This is a genomic window from Streptomyces venezuelae (assembly GCF_008642295.1).
GTDB lineage: Bacteria > Actinomycetota > Actinomycetes > Streptomycetales > Streptomycetaceae > Streptomyces > Streptomyces venezuelae_C.
The window spans coordinates 3576214-3599705 of record NZ_CP029190.1 but is presented as its reverse complement, the minus strand read 5'-3'; the positions used below and the strand labels follow the sequence as shown (position 1 = coordinate 3599705).

At 71.3% G+C, this 23492-nt stretch carries 27 protein-coding genes, 1 tRNA gene and 2 pseudogenes; 10 read left to right on the top strand and 20 right to left on the bottom strand.

What is annotated here, in order from left to right; all coding sequences use genetic code 11:
- The first annotated feature begins 78 nt into the window (after positions 1-78).
- Positions 79-711: a TetR/AcrR family transcriptional regulator gene (locus DEJ50_RS15850; protein WP_150208643.1), complete on the top strand. Its 633-nt coding sequence runs from the start codon at positions 79-81 to the stop codon at positions 709-711.
- A 47-nt stretch (positions 712-758) separates the two neighbouring features.
- On the opposite strand, the gene DEJ50_RS15845 is transcribed toward DEJ50_RS15850, so the two are convergent.
- Both DEJ50_RS15845 and DEJ50_RS15840 read right to left on the bottom strand, forming a co-directional pair.
- Positions 759-2408 (bottom strand): MDR family MFS transporter, encoded by a 1650-nt coding sequence (locus tag DEJ50_RS15845; protein ID WP_150208642.1) that lies wholly within the window; start codon positions 2406-2408, stop codon positions 759-761.
- A 22-nt stretch (positions 2409-2430) separates the two neighbouring features.
- Positions 2431-2844, bottom strand: a complete 414-nt coding sequence (locus DEJ50_RS15840; RefSeq protein ID WP_150208641.1) for a MarR family winged helix-turn-helix transcriptional regulator — start codon at positions 2842-2844, stop codon at positions 2431-2433.
- 116 nt (positions 2845-2960) lie between these two features.
- On the opposite strand from DEJ50_RS15840, the gene DEJ50_RS15835 reads away from it, so the two are divergent.
- A complete protein-coding gene (locus tag DEJ50_RS15835; RefSeq protein WP_150208640.1) occupies positions 2961-3182 on the top strand; it encodes a hypothetical protein in 222 nt (73 codons plus the stop codon).
- A gap of 21 nt (positions 3183-3203) precedes the next feature.
- Here DEJ50_RS15835 and DEJ50_RS15830 read toward each other — a convergent pair whose 3' ends face one another.
- The 9 genes from DEJ50_RS15830 to DEJ50_RS15795 all read right to left on the bottom strand — a co-directional run bounded on the left by DEJ50_RS15830 (position 3204) and on the right by DEJ50_RS15795 (position 8856).
- Entirely contained in the window at positions 3204-4028 is an 825-nt protein-coding gene (locus DEJ50_RS15830; RefSeq protein ID WP_150208639.1) for a hypothetical protein, read from the bottom strand.
- Between the two features lie 50 nt (positions 4029-4078).
- The gene (locus DEJ50_RS15825) at positions 4079-4927 is read right to left on the bottom strand and encodes an RNA polymerase sigma factor SigF (RefSeq protein ID WP_150208638.1); all 849 of its coding nucleotides are present in this window, start codon (positions 4925-4927) and stop codon (positions 4079-4081) included.
- A gap of 220 nt (positions 4928-5147) precedes the next feature.
- A complete protein-coding gene (locus DEJ50_RS15820) occupies positions 5148-5990 on the bottom strand; it encodes an RNA polymerase sigma factor SigF (protein ID WP_411757609.1) in 843 nt (280 codons plus the stop codon).
- Positions 5991-6236: 246 nt separating this feature from the next.
- Positions 6237-6398: a hypothetical protein gene (locus DEJ50_RS33950; RefSeq protein ID WP_190344521.1), complete on the bottom strand. Its 162-nt coding sequence runs from the start codon at positions 6396-6398 to the stop codon at positions 6237-6239.
- A gap of 413 nt (positions 6399-6811) precedes the next feature.
- Positions 6812-7099 carry a hypothetical protein gene (locus DEJ50_RS15815; RefSeq protein WP_190344519.1) on the bottom strand — a complete coding sequence of 96 codons (288 nt, stop codon included), beginning with the start codon at positions 7097-7099 and terminating at the stop codon, positions 6812-6814.
- Between the two features lie 94 nt (positions 7100-7193).
- Positions 7194-7280 (bottom strand) — tRNA-Ser (locus DEJ50_RS15810).
- A gap of 101 nt (positions 7281-7381) precedes the next feature.
- The gene (tadA, locus tag DEJ50_RS15805) at positions 7382-7852 is read right to left on the bottom strand and encodes a tRNA adenosine(34) deaminase TadA (protein WP_150208635.1); all 471 of its coding nucleotides are present in this window, start codon (positions 7850-7852) and stop codon (positions 7382-7384) included.
- A gap of 8 nt (positions 7853-7860) precedes the next feature.
- Positions 7861-8415, bottom strand: a complete 555-nt coding sequence (locus DEJ50_RS15800) for a hypothetical protein (RefSeq protein WP_150212162.1) — start codon at positions 8413-8415, stop codon at positions 7861-7863.
- A gap of 255 nt (positions 8416-8670) precedes the next feature.
- Positions 8671-8856, bottom strand: a complete 186-nt coding sequence (locus DEJ50_RS15795; protein WP_150208634.1) for a hypothetical protein — start codon at positions 8854-8856, stop codon at positions 8671-8673.
- Between the two features lie 188 nt (positions 8857-9044).
- Here DEJ50_RS15795 and upp point away from each other — a divergent pair, with 188 nt between their 5' ends.
- The gene (gene upp, locus DEJ50_RS15790) at positions 9045-9680 is read left to right on the top strand and encodes a uracil phosphoribosyltransferase (protein ID WP_150208633.1); all 636 of its coding nucleotides are present in this window, start codon (positions 9045-9047) and stop codon (positions 9678-9680) included.
- 46 nt (positions 9681-9726) lie between these two features.
- Here the strand turns inward: upp and DEJ50_RS15785 are convergent, their stop codons facing one another.
- Positions 9727-10374, bottom strand: coding sequence for a LytR C-terminal domain-containing protein (locus DEJ50_RS15785; RefSeq protein WP_150208632.1), 648 nt, complete (start codon positions 10372-10374; stop codon positions 9727-9729).
- 90 nt (positions 10375-10464) lie between these two features.
- On the bottom strand, positions 10465-10761 hold the full coding sequence (locus tag DEJ50_RS15780; RefSeq protein ID WP_099173160.1) for a type II toxin-antitoxin system VapB family antitoxin: 297 nt from the start codon (positions 10759-10761) through the stop codon (positions 10465-10467).
- Between the two features lie 88 nt (positions 10762-10849).
- Between DEJ50_RS15780 and DEJ50_RS15775 the strand changes: the two genes are divergently transcribed.
- Positions 10850-12409, top strand: coding sequence for a helicase HerA-like domain-containing protein (locus tag DEJ50_RS15775; protein ID WP_150208631.1), 1560 nt, complete (start codon positions 10850-10852; stop codon positions 12407-12409).
- Between the two features lie 168 nt (positions 12410-12577).
- Here DEJ50_RS15775 and DEJ50_RS15770 read toward each other — a convergent pair whose 3' ends face one another.
- Positions 12578-13180, bottom strand: coding sequence for an HhH-GPD-type base excision DNA repair protein (locus DEJ50_RS15770; RefSeq protein WP_150208630.1), 603 nt, complete (start codon positions 13178-13180; stop codon positions 12578-12580).
- 96 nt (positions 13181-13276) lie between these two features.
- Here DEJ50_RS15770 and DEJ50_RS15765 point away from each other — a divergent pair, with 96 nt between their 5' ends.
- The 3 genes from DEJ50_RS15765 (at position 13277) to DEJ50_RS15755 (ending at position 15515) form a co-directional block, all read left to right on the top strand.
- Positions 13277-14098, top strand: coding sequence for a VOC family protein (locus DEJ50_RS15765; RefSeq protein ID WP_150208629.1), 822 nt, complete (start codon positions 13277-13279; stop codon positions 14096-14098).
- An 84-nt stretch (positions 14099-14182) separates the two neighbouring features.
- The gene (locus DEJ50_RS15760) at positions 14183-14974 is read left to right on the top strand and encodes a DUF4097 family beta strand repeat-containing protein (RefSeq protein ID WP_150208628.1); all 792 of its coding nucleotides are present in this window, start codon (positions 14183-14185) and stop codon (positions 14972-14974) included.
- Positions 14975-15095: 121 nt separating this feature from the next.
- Positions 15096-15515 carry a molybdopterin-binding protein gene (locus DEJ50_RS15755; RefSeq protein WP_150208627.1) on the top strand — a complete coding sequence of 140 codons (420 nt, stop codon included), beginning with the start codon at positions 15096-15098 and terminating at the stop codon, positions 15513-15515.
- A 51-nt stretch (positions 15516-15566) separates the two neighbouring features.
- Here DEJ50_RS15755 and DEJ50_RS35605 read toward each other — a convergent pair.
- Positions 15567-15824: pseudogene (locus DEJ50_RS35605) on the bottom strand (hypothetical protein); the annotation flags it as partial.
- Between the two features lie 159 nt (positions 15825-15983).
- Positions 15984-17084 (bottom strand): ArsR/SmtB family transcription factor, encoded by a 1101-nt coding sequence (locus tag DEJ50_RS15745; protein ID WP_223837772.1) that lies wholly within the window; start codon positions 17082-17084, stop codon positions 15984-15986.
- A gap of 60 nt (positions 17085-17144) precedes the next feature.
- Between DEJ50_RS15745 and DEJ50_RS15740 the strand changes: the two genes are divergently transcribed.
- The 3 genes from DEJ50_RS15740 (at position 17145) to DEJ50_RS34685 (ending at position 19309) form a co-directional block, all read left to right on the top strand.
- Entirely contained in the window at positions 17145-18407 is a 1263-nt protein-coding gene (locus DEJ50_RS15740) for an MFS transporter (RefSeq protein ID WP_223837771.1), read from the top strand.
- 154 nt (positions 18408-18561) lie between these two features.
- Positions 18562-18954, top strand: coding sequence for an SHOCT domain-containing protein (locus DEJ50_RS15735; protein ID WP_150208625.1), 393 nt, complete (start codon positions 18562-18564; stop codon positions 18952-18954).
- Positions 18955-19081: 127 nt separating this feature from the next.
- The gene (locus tag DEJ50_RS34685) at positions 19082-19309 is read left to right on the top strand and encodes a hypothetical protein (protein ID WP_223837770.1); all 228 of its coding nucleotides are present in this window, start codon (positions 19082-19084) and stop codon (positions 19307-19309) included.
- An 81-nt stretch (positions 19310-19390) separates the two neighbouring features.
- Here DEJ50_RS34685 and DEJ50_RS34680 read toward each other — a convergent pair.
- The 4 genes and pseudogenes from DEJ50_RS34680 to DEJ50_RS15710 form a co-directional block, all read right to left on the bottom strand.
- Positions 19391-20174: pseudogene (locus tag DEJ50_RS34680) on the bottom strand (restriction endonuclease).
- 122 nt (positions 20175-20296) lie between these two features.
- Positions 20297-20719 (bottom strand): PIN domain nuclease, encoded by a 423-nt coding sequence (locus DEJ50_RS15720; RefSeq protein ID WP_150208624.1) that lies wholly within the window; start codon positions 20717-20719, stop codon positions 20297-20299.
- Complete coding sequence (locus DEJ50_RS15715; protein ID WP_079428878.1) at positions 20716-20931, bottom strand: type II toxin-antitoxin system VapB family antitoxin; 216 nt, start codon at positions 20929-20931, stop codon at positions 20716-20718. Before DEJ50_RS15715 ends, DEJ50_RS15720 begins: the two co-directional genes overlap by 4 nt.
- Positions 20932-20995: 64 nt before the next feature.
- A complete protein-coding gene (locus DEJ50_RS15710) occupies positions 20996-23419 on the bottom strand; it encodes a helicase C-terminal domain-containing protein (protein ID WP_150208623.1) in 2424 nt (807 codons plus the stop codon).
- Positions 23420-23492: the final 73 nt, after the last annotated feature.

Sequence of the window (23492 nt, the reverse complement as noted above, 5' to 3'; positions counted from 1 at the left end):
GGGTGTGGCACGCTCTAGCATGAAGGGGGCGCACCGGGCATACCGGGCTGGACGTCGGGCGCCCCAGGAGGGTGCCCCATGGTGACTTCGACCGAACCCGCTCGGATCAGTGTCTGGCTGGCCGTCAGGGCCTCCGGCGGACAGCGCCGGAGGCCCGGCGGGACGGCACCGTCCGGGCTGGACCGGGAGCGGATCACCGGCGCGGCCGTGGAGCTGCTGGACGCGGACGGCCTCGGGCGGTTCTCCATGCGGCGGCTGGCGGGACGGCTCGGGGTCACCGCGATGTCCCTGTACTGGTACGTCGACACCAAGCACGATCTGCTGGAGCTCGCCCTGGACCGGGTGATGGGCGAGCTGGCCCTGCCCCCCGCCCCCGCATCCGGCCCCAGGGCCGCAGCCGGCTGGGACAGCCGGCTGCGGAAGCTGGCGGGCGGCTACCGGCGGGTGCTGGCCGGCCATCCCTGGGCCGGGCAGCTGGCCGCCGAGTACCCCAACATCGGCCCGCACGCCCGGGGTTTCGACACGGCGCTGCTGCGGACGCTGGAGAGCGCCGGTCTGGCGGAGCCCGCCAGGGCCGGCGCCCATCTCGCCGTCATACAGTTCCTCCAGGGCTGCGGCGGCACCGTCCGCCGTTCCTCCGAGGAGGAGTTCAGGGCCGCACTCGAGGTCCTGGTCGCCGGGATCGAGGCCAACACCGGGCGACCGGCCTGAGCCGGCCCGGCCCGCCCCGCCGGCCCCCCCACCCCGTCGGCCCTTCGTTACGCCTTGGCCGCCGTATCCGCGGATGCAGCAGTGGCGGGCTCCGGAGCCGGGTGGGACTTCAGGGCCACCTCCTTGATGAACACCACCAGCACCAGCGCCACCAGCGCGGTCGGTGCCGCGTACAGGAAGACGTCGCCGACGCCGTGCCCGTACGCCGTCTCGATCACCTCGCGGAACGGCACCGGGAGCTTGTCGAGGTCGGGGATGCCGCCCCCGGCGGTACCGCCGTGCCCCAGGGCCGCCGCCTTCGGGCCGAGGGCCGTCAGGCCGTCCTTCACGTAACCGGTGACCTGGTGGGCCATCAGGGCGCCGAGCGCCGAGACGCCCATCGCGCCGCCGAGCGACCGGAAGAAGGTGACCACCGAGCTGGCCGAGCCCAGGTCCTCCGGGGCCACCTGGTTCTGCGCGGCGAGCACCAGGTTCTGCATCATCATCCCGAGGCCGAGACCGGTGAGGGCCATGAACCCGGCGATGTGCCAGTACGGGGTGTCGTGGCGGAGGCTGCCGAGCAGCCCGATTCCGGCCGTGAGCAGCACACCGCCGGATACCAGCCAGGCCTTCCACTTCCCGGTCTTGGTGATGATCTGCCCGGAGACCGTGGAGGAGACGAACAGGCCGCCGATCATCGGGATGGTCAGGACGCCGGACATGGTCGGCGACTCGTTGCGGGCCAGCTGGAAGAACTGGCTGAAGAACACCGTGCCGGAGAACATGGCCACGCCCACGAAGAGCGAGGCGGCCGAGGCCAGCGAGATGGTCGGGTTGCGGAACAGGCGCAGCGGGACGATCGGGTCGCTCGCCCGGGATTCGGCCACGACGAAGAGGATCCCGAGCAGCAGGGCGCCGCCGGTCATGGCCCAGGTCTGCCAGGAGACCCAGTCGTACGCGTCGCCGGCCTGGGTGACCCAGATGAGCAGCAGTGACACGGAGGCGCTGATCAGGAACGCCCCGAGCCAGTCGACCTTCACCTCGCGGCGCACCACCGGCAGGTGCAGGGTCCGCTGGAGCACCAGCAGCGCGATCACCGCGAAGGGCACGCCCACGTAGAAGCACCAGCGCCAGCCGAGCCAGTCGGTGTCGGTGATGACCCCGCCGAGCAGCGGGCCGCCGACGGTGGCCACGGCGAACACGGCGCCGAGGTACCCGCTGTACCGGCCGCGTTCCCGCGGGGAGATCATCGCGGCCATCACGATCTGCGCGAGGGCGGACAGGCCGCCGACACCGATGCCCTGGACCACGCGGCAGGCGATGAGGGTGCCGGTGTTCTGGGACAGGCCTGCGACCACCGAGCCGAGGACGTAGATCACCAGGGCGATCTGTACCAGCAGCTTCTTGCTGAAGAGGTCGGCCAGCTTGCCCCAGAGCGGGGTGGTGGCGGTCATCGACAGCAGGGCCGCGGTGACCACCCAGGTGTACGAGGACTGGGTGCCGCCGAGCTCGGTGATGATCTGCGGCAGGGCGTTGGAGACGATCGTGGAGGACAGGATCGCCACGAACATGCCGAGCATCAGCCCGGACAGCGCCTTCATGATCTGCGGATGGGTCATCGGGGTCATGGGTGTCATGGGGGTGGTGCCGTCGGGCGCGGTGGTCGCGGTCTCCGACTGGCTCTCCCCCCGCACCCCGGTGGGTGTGGTCGTCGCCATGGGTGTCCTTCGGGTGTCGGTGTCAGAAGCTCGATCGGAGTCGGGCCAGCAGGGTGTTCAGTACGGCGATGTCCTCGGCGGACCAGTCGGCCAGTGCCCGTTCCAGCGCGGCCGTGTACCGGCCGGCGAGCTCGGCCAGGAGCCGGCGGCCCGCCGGGGTGAGCCGGAGGATGCGGCAGCGGCCGTCGACCGGGTCGGGGTCGCGGTCGATCCAGCCGCGCTCGGCGACATGGGCCACGTGCCGGCTGGTCACCGAGATGTCGATGGCGAGCAGCTCGGAGAGCCGGCTGAGCCGCATCTCGCCGTGCCGGTTGAGGACGGTGAGCACGGCGGCGGGCCCGGGCGGGCAGTCGGCGGGGAGAGTCCGGGCGAGATCCCGCTTGACCGCGCCGATGCCGGTCAGCTGGCGGGCCAGTTCCTGGTAGTGGCTCAGCACGGACCCTCCCCATCTTGTTGCTTAGGGCAACCATAGAAGCGGATGGTTGCTACAAGCAAATGAATCCGGGGCGGAGAGCGGTAAAGGAAAGGGAAAACCCGCTAGGGTCCTGCTCCATGGCTGCACACAACAACGCACAGGGCCCCGAGGGCAACTACGACCCCGCGGGCAGCACGCAGATGTTCCGTGCCTTCGTCGACGAGGGCGAGCCGGCCCGGCAGGGAGCGACCGCCGGTCGCGGCCGGCGGGCCTCCGGCTCGACGTCGGTCTCCTGGCTGGGCTTCGCCTTCGGCATGGTGCTGCTGATCGGCGCCGTGGCCTGGCTGGCCCTCCGCTAGAACCGGCGGGCCCGGAACCGGCTAGCGCCAGGTCGCGCTGACCTGGCGGGTTTCGATGTGCCATCCCAGCGGGACCCGCCATGCCTCCAGGCACACGGTGAAGGTCCGGGTCTGGGTGCTCCCGCCCGCGATGGGAGCGGGCAGCGGCTGGGTGCTGGTGATCGTGCCCCAGCTCAGGCCCAGCACATTGCCCAGGATGTGGGTGGTGAAGGTCACCGTGCCCGAACGGGCCGCGGTGGTGCCGGTATTGGTGAACCCGACCGTGACCTTCTCGCACCAGCGGTCACCGGTGGCCGCGCGCACCGGCGTACCGAGGGTCAGCTGCGCCGGGGTGGCCGGGGGCGTGGTGCCCGGCTTGCCGGGTGCCGGCGGTGTCGTGGGCCGGCTGCCCGGCGGGGTCTGCGGACTCGTGGGCCGGCCCGGGGTGGTCCCGGGTGCGGTCGGGGTGCCGGGCGGCATGGGCCCCGCCGTGCCGGGCGGTGTCGTGCCCGGGCTGCCGGAGCCGCCGTTGTGGCCCGGCGGGGTTCCGGGTGCGCCGGAGCCCGGCGGGGCTGCCGGGTCGGCTGCAGCGGGCGACGTACTCGATGTCTGTGAGCTGCCGGAACCGCTCGAATCGCTCGAGCTGCTGGAACTGCCCGGCGGGGCGGCAGGCGGCGCCGCCAGCGGCTGGAACTCCACCCCGCCCTTGGGTGGCACGGTCTCTCCCGGCGCGCGTTCCGGCCCGGCGCCCGCCGCCCCCACGGCCACGAAGCCGTCGCGGGCCGGGCCGCCGCAGCCGGTCAGGGCGGCTGTGGCGGCCACGCACGCGGTCAGCAGAGTCAGCGCGCCCAGCGCTCCCCTTCGCATCGCGCCAGTGTTCCTGACGCTGCGTCAAATGACCAGAGCGCTGCGGCCGGCTACTCGCCGATCAGGCCCTGCCGGAGCTGGGCGAGGGTGCGGGTGAGCAGCCGGGAGACGTGCATCTGCGAGATGCCGACCTCTTCGCCGATCTGCGACTGGGTCATGTTCGCGAAGAAGCGCAGCATGATGATCTGCCGTTCTCGGGGCGGGAGTTTGGCCAGCAGCGGCTTGAGCGACTCGCGGTACTCGACCCCTTCCAGCGCGGTGTCCTCGTAGCCGAGGCGGTCCGCGAGGGAGCCCTCGCCGCCTTCGTCCTCCGGGGAGGGCGAGTCCAGCGAGGAGGCCGTGTACGCGTTGCCGACCGCGAGCCCGTCGACCACCTCTTCCTCGGATACGCCCAGGACGGCGGCCAGTTCGGGCACGGTTGGCGAGCGGTCCAGCTTCTGGGCGAGCTCGTCACTGGCCTTGGTCAGGGCGAGGCGCAGCTCCTGGAGCCGGCGCGGGACCCGGACGGACCAGGACGTGTCCCGAAAGAATCGTTTGATCTCGCCCACGACCGTCGGCATCGCGAACGTCGGGAACTCCACGCCGCGTTCGCAGTCGAACCGGTCGATCGCCTTGATCAGGCCGATGGTGCCGACCTGGACGATGTCCTCCATCGGCTCGTTGCGGCTGCGGAAGCGGGCCGCGGCGTACCGCACGAGCGGGAGGTTCAGCTCGATCAGGGTGTCGCGTACATAGGTCCGTTCCGGGCTGTCCGCGTCCAGGGCGGCGAGTCGCTGGAAGAGGGAGCGGGAGAGGGTGCGGGTGTCGATGGCTTCCGAGCGGTCAGACGCTGCAGGTGCCGTAGGGGCCACGCTCTTGACGAGTGTGAGCACCTTGGAGCTGCCCTGGTCTACGGACATGCCACCCCCTTGAGGTCGCGGACGGTCGCGTCGGGCGCGCCCGTCGGAGGAACGCAGCCTCCACCTGAATACCGGAGGCGGGGCTGCGGCAAACGCGGTTCCAGCAGAATGTCACATGTCGGCAACACGCTGTAGCGCCAAGTCGACATATCAGTGCAGCGACAGACGGGAATGAGCCCGATCTGTCGGGAAACGCTGCGAGGATCTCCACCCGATCCGGTTACGCCTCGATCCTGTTTGCGGATCGGAGTCGAGCGAAGCTCCGGGCCAGCAGCCGGGAGACGTGCATCTGTGAAACCCCGAGCTCCGCGCTGATCTGCGACTGCGTCAGATTGCTGTAGTAGCGGAGGAGGAGAATCCGCTGTTCGCGCTCGGGCAGTTGTACGAGCAGATGGCGGACCAGGTCGCGGTGCTCGACGCCGGCCAGCTCGGGGTCCTCGTAGCCCAGCCGGTCGAGCAGGCCGGGCATCCCGTCACCCTCCTGGGCCGCTTCCAGCGAGGTCGCATGGTAGGAGCGCCCGGCCTCGATGCAGGACAGCACCTCCTCCTCGGTGATCCGCAGCCGCTCGGCGATCTCCGGGGTGGTGGGCACCCTGCCGTGCAGGGTGGTGAGGTCCTCGGTGGCGGCGTTCACCTGGACCCACAGTTCGTGCAGTCGGCGGGGCACGTGGACGGTGCGGACGTTGTCGCGGAAGTAGCGCTTGATCTCTCCCACCACGGTGGGCATCGCAAAGGTCGGGAACTGCACACCGCGGTCCGGGTCGAACCGGTCGATGGCGTTGATCAGGCCGATGGTGCCGACCTGGACCACGTCCTCCATCGGCTCGTTGCGGCTGCGGAAGCGGGCGGCTGCGTAGCGGACCAGCGGGAGGTTGGCCTCGATCAGGGCCCCACGGACCCTCGTGTGCTCGCTGGTGCCCGGTTCCAGGCCCTTCAGCTGCCCGAAGAGGACCTGGGTGAGGGCCCGGGTGTCGGCCCCCCGGCTCTGCGGCCGGGAGGCCGCAGGGGGTTCCTCGGGGGGCTCCTGCTGGGGTGGCACCTGAGGCGCAGTACTGGCCGGCACGGTCACGCCACCCCTATCGATGTCCTCTCGGCCGACTCGGCCGAGTCGCCCGTCTCATCCGTCAAAAGCGGTCATAGCATCACAAGACATGTGCACTGTGTGCAAGCACCGTATATCGCCGTGTTGAGGGCAAGTTGGACATTGGATCGTGGCGGTTGTGGGGCCGGTGTACGGAAAACCCTCCACCCGTCGGAGTGGAGGGCTGGTTTGTCCGGAAACCGCACCGGCGTGCACCGGCGTACGGGTTCAGTTCACCAGTTCGGTCATGAACTCGCCGATTCCCTGGGCCGCATCCGATATGCCCTGAAAACCGATTTCCACCATCTCGGCGGCGCGCTTCGGCTGGGTGATGATGACGAAGAGAACGAACACGGTGAGGGCGCCCGTGATGAGCTTCTTGGTGTCCACGAGCGGTTTCGGCCTCCCCTGCCGGTCCTGCGAACTCCGGTGAGTGTAACCGGTCGGGTTCGGACACTCACCCGGTCTTTAAGGACCAACGACCCGCCACAACGGGCCCTTCGCCGCGGGATCCACGGCAGGCAGGGGCGCAGGATTGTTCACGTGCCCACCGGTTCTGGCAGGAAACCGGAGGGCAAGGGACAGGGCCTCACTGCGGGGTCCGAGCCGCAAGCTTCCCCCCTGACTGCGGCTCCGACTGGAAGGTCCCGTCCTCATCGGGGGGAGCGGCTTTGTCCCCCCGACGCCGCTTCCCCCGACCATCGTGTCAGAAGGCCCCGATCCCCTGGTCGGGGCCTTCTGCGCGTTGCCGGGGTGGCTGGGGGTGCCGGGGGTGCCGGGTGGGGCCGGCGAGGCTCGTCGGGCTACTGCACCGCGCCGGCGAGGCCGACGACCGGTGCCAGCGGGTCGATCAGGGGCGCCAGGTGGTTCGGCAGGTTCATCAGCTCGCCGGCCTTGTTCAGCTCGTTCAGCTTGCCGCCGATCTCCGGTACGGACGTGGGCTGGGCGGCGGCCGGCATGCCGGGTGCCGCCGAGGGCAGGTCCGGGAGGGTCAGCGGGGCCACCGGGAGGGCGGAGGCGGCGGGGGCGGCGAGGCCCGTGGCGGCCCCCGCGAGGGCGATGGCGGCGAGCATGCGCCGGGTCGTGGTCATGCCGTGACAACGCGCCCGGCCCCGGCCGGTCACGCGGGCCCCACCCGAAAAGCCGAGAGCCCCGACCCTTGCGGGGCGGGGCTCTCGGTCAGAGCGGTAGCGGTGGGATTTGAACCCACGGAGGAGTTGCCCCCTCACACGCTTTCGAGGCGTGCTCCTTCGGCCGCTCGGACACGCTACCGAGAGAGAGCTTAGCCCACGGAGCCCCGTGCGCCGAAATCCGTATCCCACGGGAGGGGCGCCGGGGTGCGGCGCCGCCTCGACCACGCCTCCGGCCACGCCTCAGAGCGTGCGGAAGAAGCCGGTCAGCTGCTCCGCGCACTCCGCTGCCAGCACCCCGCGGATCACCTCGGGCCGGTGGTTGAGCCTGCGGTCCCGGACGAGGTCCCAGAGCGAGCCGGCCGCGCCGGCCTTCTCGTCGTCCGCGCCGTAGACCACGCGCGCCACGCGGGACTGCACCAGGGCGCCCGCGCACATTACGCACGGCTCCAGGGTGACCACCAGGGTGCAGCCCGGGAGCCGCCAGGCGCCGAGTGCCGACGCGGCCCGCCGGAGGGCGAGGACTTCGGCGTGTGCGGTGGGGTCCCCGACGGCCTCGCGCTCGTTGTGCCCGGAGGCGAGCACGCTGCCGTCCGGGCCGAGCACGACGGCGCCGACCGGCACGTCACCGGCCGGCACCGCCCGGGCCGCCTCCGCCAGCGCCAGGCGCATGGCGTCCTGCCACGGGTCCCGCAGGGGATCGGGGTCGTGCATCGGGCCCACTAGCGGACGGCCTCCAGCACGTCGGTCGCGCCCAGGGTCTCCGCGAGCTCGCCGAGGGCATCCCCGTCGATGACCAGCAGCTGCTTGCGGCTCACCCCGAGGTCGGCCAGCAGGTCGCCGTCGCCGAGCGGGCCGATGGGTGCCGGGTCGGCGCCGGCCCGCGCCTCACTGTCGTCTGCGTCGTCGTCTTCCTCCTCGTAGGCGGCGACCGCCTCTTCCTCGCCGTCCTCGGTGCCGTCGAGGTCCAGCTCGTCGAGTTCGTTGTCGTCGTCCTCGTCGCGGCCCAGCAGCTCGTCGGTGAGCATCGAGCCGTACGAGCTGCGAGCCGCCGACGCGGCATTGGAGACGAAGATCCGCGGATCGTCCTCACCGTCGACCCGGACGACGCCGAACCAGACGCCTTCCTGCTCGATGAAGGCGACCACCGTGTCCTCGTCGACCGCGGCGGCGCGGGCGAGATCGGTCAGATCCGTCAGCGACTCGACGTCGTCGAGTTCCATGTCGCTCGCTTCCCACCCGTCTTCGGTGCGCGCGAGCAGTGCGGCGAAGTACACCGTGACTCTCCCACTGGTCATAGGCGTGATGCCGGTTGGAGGTCCCCCCGGCCGGAGGTTGGGGGGTGGAACGGCCGTCGTGCGTGCCGTTTCGTGCCCCGCCCCATCGGCATCGTGGCAGAAACAGCGGCTTTGCGAGAGGTCTTCCGCGCTTGCGTCGTGCCGTGCCGCGCGACGCGAGTGCTGCTCGGGGGGTTGTGGAGGGGTGCGGAGGGGGGTGGAGTTGTGCCGGCGGGGTGGTGCGCCGTGCCCGGGTCACCAGCGGAACGTACGCATCCGCATCTGCTGGCGCATCCGGGCGGCCCGGGCGCGCCGCGGCTGCACCCGGTCGCGCAGTTCCCGTGCCTCGTTCAGCTCACGCAGGAACTGGGCGCGGCGGGCCCGGCGCTGCGCCGCCGTCTCGGGCTCCTCTTCTTCCGTGCTCGTCAGGTTGTCGGGCATCGGCCACCATCCCAGGCTGGTCCGTCTCCTCCTTCGCGTCGCGAAGCAGACCCCCCGCCCCCACCTTCCCCCCGGGAGGCGGATTGATGCCAGTGTTCGGACGGAGCAAGGCAGGTGAGTGAGGGGGAGTGAGGCGGAGGGACGCCGGGGCGGTCTCACAGGGCGGTCAGCGCGGTTACTGTGGGGTTATGCGGATTCACGTCGTCGACCACCCGCTGGTGGCGCACAAACTGACCACCCTGCGCGACAAGCGCACCGATTCCCCGACCTTCCGGCGGCTCGCCGACGAGCTGGTGACCCTGCTCGCGTACGAGGCCACCCGGGACGTGCGCACCGAGCAGGCCGACATCGAGACCCCGGTCGGTCCGACCACCGGGGTGAAGATGTCCCACCCGCGCCCGCTGGTGGTGCCGATCCTGCGGGCCGGCCTCGGCATGCTCGACGGCATGGTGCGGCTGCTGCCGACCGCCGAGGTGGGCTTCATGGGCATGGTCCGCAACGAGGAGACCCTGGAGGCCTCCACGTACGCCACGCGCATGCCGGAGGACCTCTCGGGCCGCCAGGTGTACGTCGTGGACCCGATGCTGGCCACCGGCGGCACCCTGGTCGCGGCGATCCAGGAGCTGATCAAGCGCGGTGCCGACGATGTCACGGCGGTGGTGCTGCTGGCCGCTCCCGAGGGCATCGAGGTCATGGAGCGCGACCTGGCCGGCCAGCCGGTGACGGTGGTGACCGCCTCCGTGGACGAGCGGCTCAACGAGCACGGCTACATCGTGCCGGGCCTGGGCGACGCGGGCGACCGGATGTACGGCGCGGCCGAGTAGCCGCGCGGTCCGGCCTCCCGCACGCGTACGGGACCGGACCAGGGGTTCAGCACTTCTGCGAGGGCGCGGGCGCGGGATTGGCCAGGACGGCCAGTGCCTTGTCCGCGTCCTGCTTGGTGTTGAGGTCCTTGAAGCCGTCGCCCAGGATCAGGTCGATGTCCGCGGTCTCGCGGGTGTCGGTCTGCTGGGTGGTGCCGGCCAGCTGGGTGCCGAGAACCGAGTAGGCCGCCTTGTCGGTCCGGGCGGAGCCGAGCAGTATCCCGGGACCGGGGACCTTCTTGTCGAAGTCGGGCGGCGCGTTGCCGACCTTGCCGACGACGAACCCACGCTTGCGCAGCTCGTCGCCGACGGACTTGGCCAGGCCGGACCGGGGGGTGGCGTTGTAGACGTTGACCGTGATCTGGCCGGGCTGGGGGAGCGCCACGGCGGGAGCCTTGGTGACGGCGGCCGGGGCCGCAGGCTTTCCGTGCTTGCCCTGGACGCAGTCCGTGCCGGCGGCGGCCGTCTTCTTCCCGTCACCGCGGAACACGTCGACGACCTGGAGCGTCCCGTAGCCGAGCAGGCCGAGGGCCAGCACGGCGCCGACGACGGCGAGCACGATCCGGCGGCGGCGCCGGGGACGGGACATGCGGGGGTAAGCGGCTCCCGTTACGCGGTACTTTCCGCCCATGCCGGGGGGAGTGAGCATGCTCATGGGCGCAGCGTAGTGCGGCCCGGTGGCGATGCCTACCAAATGATCTGCTGATAGTGCAGAGCAGACCCGAAAGGCGCAATCAGCCCGCAATCAGCCCAGTTCGAGCACACGCGCATGGAGTACCTGGCGCTGTTGCAGCGCGGCGCGGACGGCGCGGTGCAGCCCGTCCTCCAGGTAGAGATCGCCCTGCCATTTCACGACGTGCGCGAAAAGATCGCCGTAGAAGGTCGAGTCCTCGGCGAGCAGCGTCTCGAGGTCCAGCTGTCCCTTGGTGGTCACCAACTGGTCGAGCCGGACCGGGCGCGGCGCGACGTCCGCCCACTGCCGGGTGGTTTCCCTGCCGTGGTCGGGGTACGGCCGCCCGTTTCCGATGCGCTTGAAGATCACACGGAAAGCCTACCGGGCCGGTGCCTGCGGGCGCAGCCGTGTGCTGTTGATGCAAAGGTGTCAAACAGGGCTATTTCGGGAGTGAGAGATGAGCGACAGCAGCGCGGCCGAGGAGATCGCCGCCGGTTACGCCTTCACCGGGCCCGCGCTCGACCTGGGGGCTCTGCTCTGGGACGGGACGTGCCTGCCGGAGCGCCAGATCCGCATTCCGCTGGCGATGCTCAACCGGCACGGCCTGGTCGCGGGGGCCACCGGCACCGGCAAGACCAAGACGCTCCAGCTGATCGCCGAACAGCTGTCGGCGAACGGCGTGCCGGTGTTCCTCGCCGACATCAAGGGCGATGTGTCGGGAATCTCGGCGCCGGGTGCGGCAGGTGAGAAGGTCGCCGCACGGGCGAAGGAGGTCGCTCAGGAGTGGGTGCCCACCGGATTTCCGAGCGAGTTCTACTCACTGGGCGGTATCGGCCCGGGAATTCCGGTGCGGGCCACCGTCACCAGTTTTGGCCCGGTCCTCCTGTCGAAGGTCCTCCAGCTCAACCAGACACAGGAGCAATCGCTCGGGCTGATTTTCCACTACGCGGATTCCAAAGGCCTCGAACTCGTCGATCTGAAGGATCTCCGGGCGGTGGTCGCATTCCTGGTTTCCGACCGTGGGAAACCGGAACTGAAGGGCATCGGCGGACTGTCCACGGTCACCGCGGGAGTGATTCTCCGGGCCCTCACCGCATTCGAGCAGCAGGGTGCCGCGGAGTTCTTCGGCGAGCCCGAGTTCGACACCAGTGAATTCCTGCGGACGGCGGCGGACGGCCGCGGGGTGGTCTCCGTGCTGGAACTCCCGGAGGTGCAGGACAAGCCCCAGCTCTTCTCCACCTTCCTGATGTGGATGCTGGCCGATCTCTTCAACGACCTGCCGGAGGTCGGCGATCTGGACCGGCCCAAGCTGGTGTTCTTCTTCGACGAGGCACACCTGCTGTTCAACGGGGCGTCGAAGCCGTTCCTGGAGTCGATCACCCAGACGGTGCGGCTGATCCGGTCGAAGGGGGTCGGCGTGTTCTTCGTGACCCAGACGCCGAAGGACGTGCCCTCGGACGTACTGGCCCAGCTCGGCAACCGGGTGCAGCACGCGCTGCGGGCCTTCACCCCGGACGATGCGAAGGCGCTGAAGGCCACGGTGAAGACGTTCCCCCATTCGGAGTACGACCTGGAGGAACTGCTCACCCGGCTGGGCACCGGCGAGGCGGTGGTCACGGTGCTGAGCGAGACCGGTGCGCCCACCCCGGTGGCGGCGACCCGGCTGCGCGCGCCGCAGTCCCTGATGGGCCCGGTGGACGCGGCTGCGCTGGACGCGGCGGTCAAGGGGTCGCTGCTGTACCCGCGGTACGCGGAGGCGGTCGACCGGGAGTCGGCGTACGAGAAGATCAGCGCGGAGCAGGCGGCTGCGGAACAGGCGGCGGAGGCGGCTGCCGCGGCGGCGGAAGCGGAGAAGCAGGCGAAGGCGGCGGCGAAGGGCGCGCCCAAGCCGGCGCCGTCACTGGCGGAACAGGTGGTGGGCAGCGGGCTGTTCCGCTCGCTGGCCCGGTCGGTCGGCACACAGCTGGGGCGCGAGATCTCCCGTTCGATCTTCGGCACGGCGCGCCGACGGCGCTGAGCCCGCCCCCGGGCCGGGCGGGGCTGGAGCCGGGCGCCGAGCCGGGCTGGGCCGAGCGGGGCTGGGGCTGGGCGCCGAGCCGGGCTGAGCCGGGCGGGGCTGGGGCCGGGCGGGCCGGGCGCCGAGCCAGGCTGGGGCCGGGGCTCGGCGCAGGTGCGGCCGGTCCGGTCAGCCGGCTTTGGCCGCCTTGGCGGCGGCCTTGGCCTGCTGCTTGTACGCGCGCACCTTCGCCAGGGACTCCGGGCCGGTGATGTCCGCCGCCGAGCGGTACACGCCGGCCGGGCCGTAGCCGCCGGCCGCCTCGCGCCACCCCGTCGGGCGCACCCCCATCCGCTTGCCCAGCAGGGCCAGGAAGATCTGGGCCTTCTGCTCCCCGAAGCCCGGCAGGGCCTTCAGCCTGCGCAGCAGTTCCGCGCCGGTGTCCGCGTCCGCCCAGACGGCCGCCGCATCGCCCCCGTAGTGCTCGACCAGATAAGCGCACAGCTGCTGCACGCGCTTGGCCATCGACCCCGGGTAGCGGTGCACGGCCGGCTTCTCGGAGAGGAGCGCGGCGAAGGCCTCCGGGTCGTACGCGGCGATCGCGTGGGCGTCCAGATCCTCGGACCCCAGCCGCTGCGCGATGGTCCAGGGGCCGGTGAACGCCCACTCCATCGGTACCTGCTGGTCGAGCAGCATGCCGACCAGGGCGGCGAGCGGGCTGCGCCCGAGCAGTTCGTCGGCCTCCGGCTGCTGGGCGAGCCTGAAGGTGTTCTCGGTGTGCTCCGTGTTCATGCCTCCAGCCTGCCCCGGCGCCGCGCTCCCCGCGCGATTGTCAGACCCCCGGCCTAGCGTGGGAATCAGCGCACATGCGACAGGAGTGGGTGGATCATGACTGATTTCTCCGACGGCGCCCCGTGCTGGGCCGACGCCATGTTCAACGACGTGGAGGGTGCCAAGAGCTTCTATGCGGACGTACTCGGCTGGACCTACGGCGAGGCCGCGACCGAGTTCGGCAACTACACGCAGGCCTACTCCGACGGGAAGGCGGTCGCGGCCGTGGTCCCGCCCATGCCCGGCAGCGAGGACATGCCCTCTGCCTGGTGCCTCTACCTCGCCTCGTCCGATGTGGCCGCCACGGCCGAGAAGGTGAAGACGGCCGGCGGCAAGATCCTCATGGAGCCCATGCAGGTCGGTTCGTTCGGCTCGATGCTGCTGGCCCAGGAGCCCAGCGGCGCCATCTTCGGCGTCTGGCAGCCCGGCGAGCACAAGGGCTTCGAGAAGATGGGCGAGAACGGCTCCTACGCGTGGGCCGAGGTCTTCACCCGCGAACCGGCCAAGGCCGACTCCTTCTTCACCCAGGTGTTCCCCTACCAGGCGCAGAAGATGGAGCCGGGCGACGACCCGGAGGCGGCCGGCATGGACTTCACGGTGTTCAGCGTCGGCAAGGAGCCGAGCCCGGTGCTGGGCCGGATGAAGATGGGCGAGGAGTTCCCCGCCGAGGTCCCCTCCTACATCCAGGTCTACTTCACCGTGCCGGACTGCGATGCCGCGGTGGAGAAGGCCAAGGCCCGTGGCGGTGAGTTGCACTTCGGCCCGATGGACAGCCCGTTCGGCCGCTTCGCGGCGCTCTCCGACCAGCAGGGTGCGGCCTTTGCGGTGATCGACGTGTCCACCACGGTCGGGGAGATGCCCCAGATGTCCGACGCGTAGTCGCCTTCGAACGGGGGTTAACCCCCGGTGGGTTGGGGGTCCAGCACCATCGGATCCGGGCGGGCGCGCGGCCAGGATGGCCCTATGGCCTTTCACCGCATCGTCCGCCCCTGCCCGCGCCACCGCTCGCGTTTCCGTCCCCGCCCGGCTCTCGCCGCCACGGCGCTCGCCCTCACCGCCGCCCTGGCGGCGGGTGGTTGCTCGCTCGTGGAGGAACGGAAGACGGTCACCTCGGACGTCACGGTCATGGAGGCCGTCACGGCGGTCGAGCTGAAGGACACCCGGTCCGGGTCCGTCATCGTCACGCCCGGGGACGGCCCGGGCGTGACGATCCACCGCACGGTCCGCTACTCGGGCGACACCGTCCCCCGGCCCGGCCATCGGGTGTCCGGCGGGGTGCTGACCTTCAGCGACGGCTGCGACCACGACACCTGCACCATCGACTACGAACTGAAGGTCCCGGCCGCGGCCACGGTGAAGCTGGAGAGCAGCAGCGGGGACCTGAAGGTGACCGGTGTGGCGGCGGCCGAGCTGCGCTCCTCCTCCGGGGACGTGAAGGCGGACCGGATCACCGGCCCGCTGAAGGTCCGTACGTCCTCGGGCTCGATCACCGGTACGGCGCTGGGCGGTCCGGCCGCGGAGGCCAGGTCCGGCTCGGGTGACGTGCGGCTGGGGTTCGAGAAGGCGCCGCGGTCGGCCGAGGCCGAGACGAGCTCCGGCGATGTCGGGCTGACGGTCCCGGGCGGCCCGTACCGGGTGGAGGCCTCGACCGGCTCGGGGGACCGTGACATCTCGGTGCCGACGGATCCGGGCGTGGCCGCCCGGCTCACCGTGAAGACCTCCTCGGGTGACCTCCGGATCGCATCCGCCGCCTGATGGGGTGCTTCCGGCCCGCGGATGCGAGTGGTTGAACACGGGGCCGGGGCCCGGCGGTTAGCGTCGGCAGGGTGGGGCATTTCAACGGCCCCACCTAGCTCCAAACAATGAGGAACGTTTCATGAGCCTGAGCATCCGCAACCAGATCGCCGGCACCGTCACGGCCGTCACCACCGGTGAGGCCATGGCCGCGGTCAAGGTCCGTCTGGAGGGCGGCCAGGACATCGTCGCCGCCATCACCGCCGACGCGGTCAAGGACCTCGGCATCGCGTCCGGCACTGCCGTCACGGCGCTGGTCAAGGCCACCGAGGTGGCTCTGGCCACCGGCCCGGTCGAGGGGATCTCCATCCGCAACCAGCTGTCCGGCACCGTGGCCGACGTGGCCACCGGTCCGGCCATGGCCTCGGTCAAGGTGGACGTGGACGGGGGCGGGCTCACCGCCGCCATCACCGCGGACGCCGTGCAGGCGCTCGGCCTGGCCGCCGGATCCCCGGTGGTCGCGCTGATCAAGGCCACCGAGATCTCCCTCGCCACGGCCTGACCCGGCCACGGCCCGACCCCGGCCGGCTTACCTCGCCACGGCCCGAGGCCGTCACCTCCCGGAGACCACGGCCCCGAACCACCCCCGCCTCGTCGAGATCCTTCCCGTCGAGGCGGGTGGCGAGCAGGGTGGCGCAGTCGAAGGTGACCTCCGCGCGGCGCTGCCGCCAGGTGCCACCGGGTTGAAGGGGCTCTCGCTCATCGACTTGGCGCCCAGCGGGCCGATCGCGTCCGAGGTCTCCATGAAGTGCACCTCGGTGCGCGGGACGTCGGCGTACTGCGGCAGCCGATAGCGGCGGAACGCCGAACTGTTGAAGGCCACCGAGCGCGGGGAGCGGGTCCAGTGCCCGTCCGCCGACCGGCCGGGACCTCTCCCGGCTGGACCACAAGCTGGACCTCTTCGCGGCGCTGCTCTGCGGCTGAGGACCGGTGCGCCCGTACGCCCGTACGCCCGTACGTACGGCTACGGCTACGGCGGCGACGCGATCGACTCCGGCTGCACCCCCAGCAGGGCGTCCGCGATGGCCGTACGCGCATACAGCACCGACCGCCCGCTGCGGTGCGCGGTGACCAGCCGGGCGGCCCGCAGTGCGGTCAGGTGCTGCGAGACCCCGGCCGCGGACAGGCCGCAGAGCAGCGCGAGCCGGGTGGTCGAGGCGGGCGTGTCCAGTTCGGCCAGCAGCAGCGCGCGCGAGCGGCCGAGCACACCGGCGACCGCCTCGGCGGCATCGGTCCGCCGCGGCTCCCACAGGGTGCCCACGCCCCGGGCCGGATAGGCGAGCTGGGGCGGATCGGGCGGGGTGATCCGGGTCAGGACGCGCGGCCAGGTGAACACGGAAGGCACCAGCAGCAGCCCGGCGCCGGCCTGGTCCCGGCCGAGCGAGCAGTGGCGGCGGAGCAGCGTCAGCGTGCCGGCGTCCCAGCGGACGCTCTCGTGCAGCTCGTTGAGGACGTGCGCGGAGCCGTGCTCGGCGACCTGGCGGGCCCGGTGGAAGACGTCCGCCTCCAGCAGGCGGCGGACCCGGGACCAGTACGGGGCGAGGGCGAGCTCCCAGTAGGCCTCGATCTCCTCGGTGACCTTGGCCAGGGCCTGTTCGGGCGCCTCGCGCAGCAGCCGGAGCCGGGCGGTGGAGCCCGGGACGCCGTCCGGGGAGCCGGTCCGGGAGCCTGTCTGGCCGGCGGTCTGGCCGACGGTCCGGCCGGCGGTCCGGCCGGCGGTCAGCATGTCCAGTTCGGTCCGGACCCGCTCCGGCCGGCTCTGCCGGATCTGCGCCAGCTCGGCGGAGAGTTCGGGGAACGGCCTGCCGGGGGTCGGGTTGAGGAAATCGGCCAGATAGCCCTGGGCCGGCACCAGTTCGGCGAGCCAGCCGCGGTCCAGCCCGGCGGCGGCCACCCGGGGCCTGACCTGGGCCGCCCAGCGGTGGTGCAGCGGGGATGCGGCGGGATCTCGGAGCAGCCGGTAGCTGGTCACCACCTCCCACATGGGCGAGACCGCAAACCGTGTCTGTGCCAGGTCCGCAGCGGAAAAACTCAACTCCGATTCCACACCGGCCCCCTCCGGCCAACCCATTGGATTCGGCCTGAGCTTAATCATTCCGTGGGCGCGGTGTCCGGGCCGCACGCTCCTCCCATGCCTCCTGCCCAGCGCTCCGCCAAGCCCTCCGCCAAGCCCTCCGCCATGCTCTCGACCTTCCGCGGACTCCCGGCCACCGTCTGGACCGTCTTCGCCGGCACCGTGGTCAACCGACTCGGCTTCATGGTCACCCCGTTCCTCGTCTTCTTCCTCGCCGACCGCGGGGTCTCCGGAACCGAGGCTTCGTACGTCCTCGGCGCCCTGGGCGCGGGCCACCTGCTCGGCCCGGCCGCCGGCGGGCTGCTGGCGGACCGGATCGGACGCCGCCCGACGATGCTGATCGGGCTCCTCGGCGCGGCGGCGGCGCAGGGCGCACTGTTCGTGGCGCCGGGGGTGGCCACGATGGCCGCCGCGGCCCTGCTGATCAGTGCGGCGGGCGCGACGGTGGGCCCGGCGGCGTACGCGCTGATGGCCGACACGGTCGACGCCGCCCACCGGCAGCGGGCGTACGCCCTGCTCAGCTGGGGGGTGAACATCGGTACCGCGGTGGCCGGCGTCCTCGGCGGCTTCCTGGCCGCGCGCGGCTACTGGCTGCTGTTCGCCGTGGATGCCGCCTCCATGCTCGTGTACGCCGTCGTGGTCGTGACCCGGCTGCGCGAGCCGGCCCGGCCGGCGGCGGCAACGGCCCGGTCGGCGAAGGAGGGCGAGGGCGAGGGCGAGGGCGTGGGCTACGGCGTGGTGTTCCGCGACCGGCTGCTGCTCGCCCTCCTGGGCCTCTTCGGCGTCCAGCTCTTCGTCTACTCGCTCACCGAGGTCGCCCTCCCGATGGCCATCCACGACAGCGGACTCTCCCCCGCCGTGTACGGGGCGATGGCGGCGGTCAACGCCGTGCTGGTGGTACTGCTCCAGCCGCTCGCGACGGCCCGGCTGGCCGGGCTCCCGCAGTTCCCGGTGCAGAGCGCGGGCGGCGCGCTGATCGCCCTCGGGGTGGCCCTGACCGGCCTGGCGGACAGCCTCGCGGGCTACGCCCTCTCGGTGGCGGTCTGGTCCCTGGGCGAGGTGGTGGTCTCCGGTATCGCCGCGGCGACGGTCGCCAACCTGGCCCCGGCCCATGCCCGCGGTCGCTACCAGGGCGCCTTCGCCTGGACCTGGGGCCTTGCCCGGTTCGCGGCCCTCACCCTGGGCGTCACCCTCTACACCCAGCTCGGCGCGGCGGCCCTGTGGTGGACGGCACTGGGCCTGGGACTGCTGTGCTCGGCGGTGACCCTGGGCCTTGCGGGCGCGGTGGCCCGGCGTACGGAACACGAACTGGCGGCCTGAGCCGGACGCCACGCCCCGCGCCGAGGACCCGTTCACCCGGTCGGCGGTATCCCGCGGGCCGTCCCGTTGGGCCGCCGGTATGACTGGAATCCGGTAGCCCGGTTCCGATCGACGGAACGGGGTCCGGTGAACGGTGTGAACGGAGTCGATCGGTATGGATGACTACCCGCTGCTCAACCTCTTCTGGACGATGCTGTGGCTGTTCCTATGGGTGTTGTGGTTCTTCCTGCTCTTCAAGGTCATCACCGACATCTTCCGAGACCACAGCCTGAGCGGCTGGGGCAAGGCCGGCTGGCTGGTCCTGGTCGTGCTGATCCCCTACCTCGGTGTCCTCATCTACCTCATCGCGCGTGGACGGAGCATGGGTGAGCGGGACGTGAAGCAGCTCAAGGAACAAGAGGAATCGTTCCGGCAGTACGTCCGGCAGGCCGCGGACTCCGGCGGCGGCAGCTCGGCGGACGAGCTGGCCAAACTCTCCGCACTGAAGGAGAAGGGGGACATCAGCCAGGAGGAGTTCGACCGGGCCAAGGCCAGAATCCTGGCCTGACCCCCGCCCTCCACAACCCGGCCAACGACGAAGGCCCGGACCGCTGGTGCGGTCCGGGCCCGATCACGCCCCGGTGATCAATGCGGCGTCGAGAGCAGCCGCCGGCTCAAGCCCGAGCATCTCGCCGATGTCGCTCCTACGACGACGCGGCGGGCGGCGAGTGATCCATCTCCTCGACACCAACGTGGTCGCCGAGATCACTACCCGGCGGAACCCCGCTCCAGCGGTTGTTGCCTGGGCCCGCTCGGTCCCGGCCACCGGTCTCCATCTGAGCGTCATCACGATCGCGGAGATCGAGGCCGGCATCGCGCAGACACCGGACCTGGTGCGGCGTGGGAGGCGCCAGATGCACTGATCGCCGCCACCGCCTTGGCGAACGGGTGGACTCTGGTGAGCCGGAACGTGAAGCACCTGACGCGGACCGGCGCGCTCCTGCTCAACCCCTGGGAGTACGAGGGCTGAGCTGAGGGCGGGGGTGTGAGCCCTCTTGGGCTCTGGCCCGGGGAAGATCCGCGGCGGGGCGTGGGGTGCCGTGGAAGACCTGGCCGGTGTGCCAGGAGCGGTGGTCCGCCGCCACGGGGCGGACGCCCGGCTGTGGGCCGATGAGCGGGCGGCCCGCAAGGGCTATGACGTGTTCGCGCCCCGATCCGCCCGTCGTATCCGCAGAAAGCGCACTGGTACTCGTACGCCGTCAGCACCAGCTCCCGCATCCGCCGGTCCCTCTTCCGCCGCGCGGAGGAAACCCGCCCGGTCTCCGCAGGCTCCAGCTCCAGGCCGACCGCCTCGCACAGTTCGCCGTGGAGGGAGGGCGGGAAGTGCAGGTCGAGCAAGACGCGCGCCATCCGGCCCAGCAGCGACGGCTCCCGCCGGAGGGTTTCCCGAAGCTCCGGGGCGAGCCGCCCAGCCGCCCCGGCCGCCCGCAGCTCCCGCACCGCGCTTCCGGGACTGCCGGGCCCGCGGTCGGTGTGCACTTCCCACACCCCATCGCTGACCAGATGGTGAAAGGGGTAGGCGGGCGTCGTCTTGTTGGGCGGGCCGTACTCGGCCAGCAGCCGCTTCAGGTCCTCCTCCACCGCGCTGTAGAGCAGCTCGCCGTCGGCATCCTGCTGGAACCGGCTGAGGGCGTACAAGAAGGGCCGCTGGTGCGGTCCGGGCCTTCTGCCGGCGGAGGATACGAGACTCGAACTCGTGAGGGGGTGCCCCCAACACGCTTTCCAAATGTTCGTACGGCCGTCCGGCGGGGGCCGTAGGCATCCTGACCTGTGGCGGAGCGTTCTGATGAGCTCAGTCCGGACGGCCCCGGACGGAGGCGAATGCAGCCAGAACCGCAACCACCGCTCGGCTACTTACCGCCCTCCGGGCCGTACCACTGGAGGGGTTGGCCGGTTACTGCGGCGATGCATTCGAAGTCGTGGTCACGGTGCAGGAGGGTGAGCCCCTGCAGCTCGGCAGTCGCTGCGACAACGAGATCGACCGCACCTGCGCTGCGGTGCTTGCCTTGCTTGGTGAGGGCCTCCTGGACCTGCCAGGCCCGCTCGTAAGCGCGGTCGTCGACCGGGACCCAGCCGAACAGCAGCCGCATGTCTTCGATGCCGCGTGCCCGGTCGGCAGCCGATCGGGCGCTGTAGAACAACTCCAGCTCGGTGATGGGGCACGTGGCGATCAGGCCGGCGGCTGCTGCCTGGTCCCAGCCGTACTGCTCCGCGTCGCCCCGCATGAAGCGGGCGAGGGCGCTGGTGTCGATCAGGTAGAGAGCGGCGTTCACCGTCGGTAGTTCCGCTTGTCCTCGAAGAGTGTCAGATCGAACGCACCTTCGTCGGCCGCGGCGCGCAGGCGGGTCAAGGCCAGCGCCCGCCGCCTGTTCTCCAGCACCTCGCGCAGGGCTGTGTTGACCGTCTCCTTCTTCGTGCTGGTACCCAAGGCTTTGGCTACGTCTGCCACCAGCTCGTCATCGAGATCAATCACTGTCCGACTCATGTGCACCTCCTTATATCAAGTATGGAAACAACTATACCTCCGATGGTTCATCGAGGCCATGGAGTCACGTCGGCATGACGCTGTGGATCCGGGAGAGGGTGAATACGCGTTCGTCTTCTCGCAGGTGGCACCAGGCTTCGAGGTAGGGCGGGTCGAGTTCGAGGCGGCTGAGGGTGCGCACCGTGCGGTTGCCGGAGGTGGCGACGTATTCGACGGTGAGGGGCGTTCCGGCGTCGATGGCATGGGCGAGCTGGCGGACATCGGTGTAGGACAGCCGCTTCGCGTACCCGGCGACGATCTCCTCGGTGTCGGTGCCGAAGGGGACCCCGCTGCCGAAGGGGTCGGGGTCTGGGGTGGTGGGCGGGGCGGTGAGCAGGCGGGCGGCCAGGGCGTTCGGGTCGGTGCCGGCCGGTGTCCTCGCGGTGTGGTTGACCGCGGTGTGGCGGTCGGTGTCCGTACCGGCCATTCGGGGGGTCGGTACGGCGGAGGCCCTCTGCGGTCGGGTCTTCTCGATGCGTACGGTTCCGTCGGCGGTCTCGGCAACGGGGGCGTAGCCCTCGGCGCGGAGCGCGGCGAGGGTCGCGTCGAGCGGGCTGCGGCTGACCAGCACCGTGGGCGCGAGCTGTCGGAGGCCGAGTTTGGCGAGCTCGCGGTGGGCGGCGAGCTCTGCGAGCAGCGCCGGCTCCTCGCCGTGGATGACGCAGGCGGCGGGGGCGATGCGCACGCGGCCGTGACTGCGTGCGGTGTCGGAGATGAGATAGGACAGGGGCTGGGGCAGCGGTCCGGTAGCGACAGCGGCCAGATTGGCTGTGAGGTCGTCCGGTGTGTGCCCGGCGTCCAGGGCCCGGCGGACGCTGTCGGTACTGAACCGCCAGACCGAGGCCGTGCCGCTGGTCTCGCGGTCGGCGACGGAATCCAGCAGCGCGGTGAGTGGTGCCGAGGGAGTGCCGGTGGCGACGGCGGTGAGGTCGGCGCCGATCCGCGCTGTCCGGGTGGCCGTGGGCAGGAGCCGCCGGCACGCGGCGGCCAGTCCTGGGACGTCGTCTTCCAGCAGGGCGTGGCCGAGGGGAGACAGAGCGCCGCGGGCGAGCACGCCGATCAGCTCGGCCTCGCGGATCAGGGAGGCGAACGGTGTCCGATCCAGGGGCGACGCGTCAGCGAGCGGGCGATGCCAGGCCACCAGCGGGCCCAGGTCCGAGGCAATGGTCGCGCCGTGCCCCGCCGGAAGCTGCGACGCCGCGTGGAGCAGTCCGTGCCGGGCCTGCAGGCAGCCGCTGCAGGGAGGTGTTCCCGCGAGGGCGGGGAGCACCTTGTTGTCCTCGTCACGCGCCCGGGTGGGGGTGAGTGCCAGGTTGTGCCATGCCTGGAGCAGTACGGCGAGTCGTTCGGCGGGCTCCTGGCCCGCCCAGGCGTCGTATGTCGTGGTGGGTGCCACACGGTCGCCGTCCCGGCCCAGTAGTCCGGCGGCGTATGCGGTCTCCAGGACGATGCGGACCACGGCGTCGTCGGCCTGGGAGGCCTTGCCGATCCGGGCGAGTTCACGTGCGCCGATCCCACCGGACTTGAGCCTGGCAGGCGGGGAAGCGGAGCAGGCCGACAAGACAGAGGCGGCCTGGGCGGCAAGTGCCGTGGACGCGGCTGCGGTCTCCCGTTCCACCTCGGCGGCGCCGACGGGCACCACCTGTGCGGAAGGCGGCAGGGGGGCGAACGGGGCGTGCCAGTCCGGCCCGCGCAGCGCCAGCGCGACTTCGACGGGCATGCGCGCGGGGCCGTACCGGTGGCGGTCCGCGACCAGGAGCCCCCGGTCGAGTGCCCATCGCGCGCCGGGTTCGAGGTCCGGCCCGGGTGATCCGAACACGATGAACTGCCGCTGCCCCGCCGCGGATTCCGCTCGGCGGGCAAGCAGCTTCTGTGTGATTGCCGGTGCCCGTGCCACCAGTGTGGCGATGGCTTGCGGGTCGCCGTGGTGATCCACCAAGGCCGCCAGTCGCTGCTGCTTGGTGCTGGGTGGCTTGATGCCAAGAGTCACGAGCATGGTGCGCAGCTCGTCCGAGGTCACGCTTGCCAGCAGCTTCTCCAGAGGGGTGTCCAGCCCCAGGGGTGCGTCCCACGCCTGCCGCAGGGGTGCGGCCATGCGGAGTGCTCCGGTGTCGTCCGGCCACACCAGTGCGTGATCGGCCAGCACCTCCAGCGCGGAGTCCAGCCGACGGGCGGTTTCACCGCCCGTCGCTCCCAGCAGCTTCGCCAGGGCATCGCGCGACGCCAGTCCTCCCAGTGCCGCTAGCGCCTCGGCCGTTTGCAGGCACGGCAGGGGGAGCTGCGGCAGGGCCAACGCCACCGACCCCGGGCGCTGGAGGCGGTCCGCCAGTTCCCCCACCGTCCGCGGCTCCGGAGACGACGCCGCGTCCTTCCGTACCGCGAGCACACGCGCCAGGCGGGGAGCGTCGAGGCTGCCCAGCCAGGACGCCAGCGTTGACCGGGATTTCATGGGGCACCTCGTCGAACCGAGCCTGAGTAGCACCGAAGCCGCTCCGGTGCAGAGTTCAAGGATGGTGCCTTCG

What these genes read in the sequence shown, in the direction of transcription:
- DEJ50_RS15850 (WP_150208643.1), top strand. Translation starts at nt 79, where the DNA reads ATGGTGACTTCGACCGAACCCGCTCGGATCAGTGTCTGGCTGGCCGTC.
- DEJ50_RS15845 (WP_150208642.1), bottom strand. Translation starts at nt 2,408, where the DNA reads ATGGCGACGACCACACCCACCGGGGTGCGGGGGGAGAGCCAGTCGGAG.
- DEJ50_RS15835 (WP_150208640.1), top strand. Translation starts at nt 2,961, where the DNA reads ATGGCTGCACACAACAACGCACAGGGCCCCGAGGGCAACTACGACCCC.
- DEJ50_RS15830 (WP_150208639.1), bottom strand. Translation starts at nt 4,028, where the DNA reads ATGCGAAGGGGAGCGCTGGGCGCGCTGACTCTGCTGACCGCGTGCGTG.
- DEJ50_RS15825 (WP_150208638.1), bottom strand. Translation starts at nt 4,927, where the DNA reads ATGTCCGTAGACCAGGGCAGCTCCAAGGTGCTCACACTCGTCAAGAGC.
- DEJ50_RS15815 (WP_190344519.1), bottom strand. Translation starts at nt 7,099, where the DNA reads ATGACCACGACCCGGCGCATGCTCGCCGCCATCGCCCTCGCGGGGGCC.
- tadA (WP_150208635.1), bottom strand. Translation starts at nt 7,852, where the DNA reads ATGCACGACCCCGATCCCCTGCGGGACCCGTGGCAGGACGCCATGCGC.
- DEJ50_RS15795 (WP_150208634.1), bottom strand. Translation starts at nt 8,856, where the DNA reads ATGCCCGACAACCTGACGAGCACGGAAGAAGAGGAGCCCGAGACGGCG.
- upp (WP_150208633.1), top strand. Translation starts at nt 9,045, where the DNA reads ATGCGGATTCACGTCGTCGACCACCCGCTGGTGGCGCACAAACTGACC.
- DEJ50_RS15785 (WP_150208632.1), bottom strand. Translation starts at nt 10,374, where the DNA reads ATGAGCATGCTCACTCCCCCCGGCATGGGCGGAAAGTACCGCGTAACG.
- DEJ50_RS15775 (WP_150208631.1), top strand. Translation starts at nt 10,850, where the DNA reads ATGAGCGACAGCAGCGCGGCCGAGGAGATCGCCGCCGGTTACGCCTTC.
- DEJ50_RS15770 (WP_150208630.1), bottom strand. Translation starts at nt 13,180, where the DNA reads ATGAACACGGAGCACACCGAGAACACCTTCAGGCTCGCCCAGCAGCCG.
- DEJ50_RS15765 (WP_150208629.1), top strand. Translation starts at nt 13,277, where the DNA reads ATGACTGATTTCTCCGACGGCGCCCCGTGCTGGGCCGACGCCATGTTC.
- DEJ50_RS15760 (WP_150208628.1), top strand. Translation starts at nt 14,183, where the DNA reads ATGGCCTTTCACCGCATCGTCCGCCCCTGCCCGCGCCACCGCTCGCGT.
- DEJ50_RS15755 (WP_150208627.1), top strand. Translation starts at nt 15,096, where the DNA reads ATGAGCCTGAGCATCCGCAACCAGATCGCCGGCACCGTCACGGCCGTC.
- DEJ50_RS15745 (WP_223837772.1), bottom strand. Translation starts at nt 17,084, where the DNA reads ATGGGTTGGCCGGAGGGGGCCGGTGTGGAATCGGAGTTGAGTTTTTCC.
- DEJ50_RS15740 (WP_223837771.1), top strand. Translation starts at nt 17,145, where the DNA reads ATGCCTCCTGCCCAGCGCTCCGCCAAGCCCTCCGCCAAGCCCTCCGCC.
- DEJ50_RS15735 (WP_150208625.1), top strand. Translation starts at nt 18,562, where the DNA reads ATGGATGACTACCCGCTGCTCAACCTCTTCTGGACGATGCTGTGGCTG.
- DEJ50_RS34685 (WP_223837770.1), top strand. Translation starts at nt 19,082, where the DNA reads ATGTCGCTCCTACGACGACGCGGCGGGCGGCGAGTGATCCATCTCCTC.
- DEJ50_RS15715 (WP_079428878.1), bottom strand. Translation starts at nt 20,931, where the DNA reads ATGAGTCGGACAGTGATTGATCTCGATGACGAGCTGGTGGCAGACGTA.
- DEJ50_RS15710 (WP_150208623.1), bottom strand. Translation starts at nt 23,419, where the DNA reads ATGAAATCCCGGTCAACGCTGGCGTCCTGGCTGGGCAGCCTCGACGCT.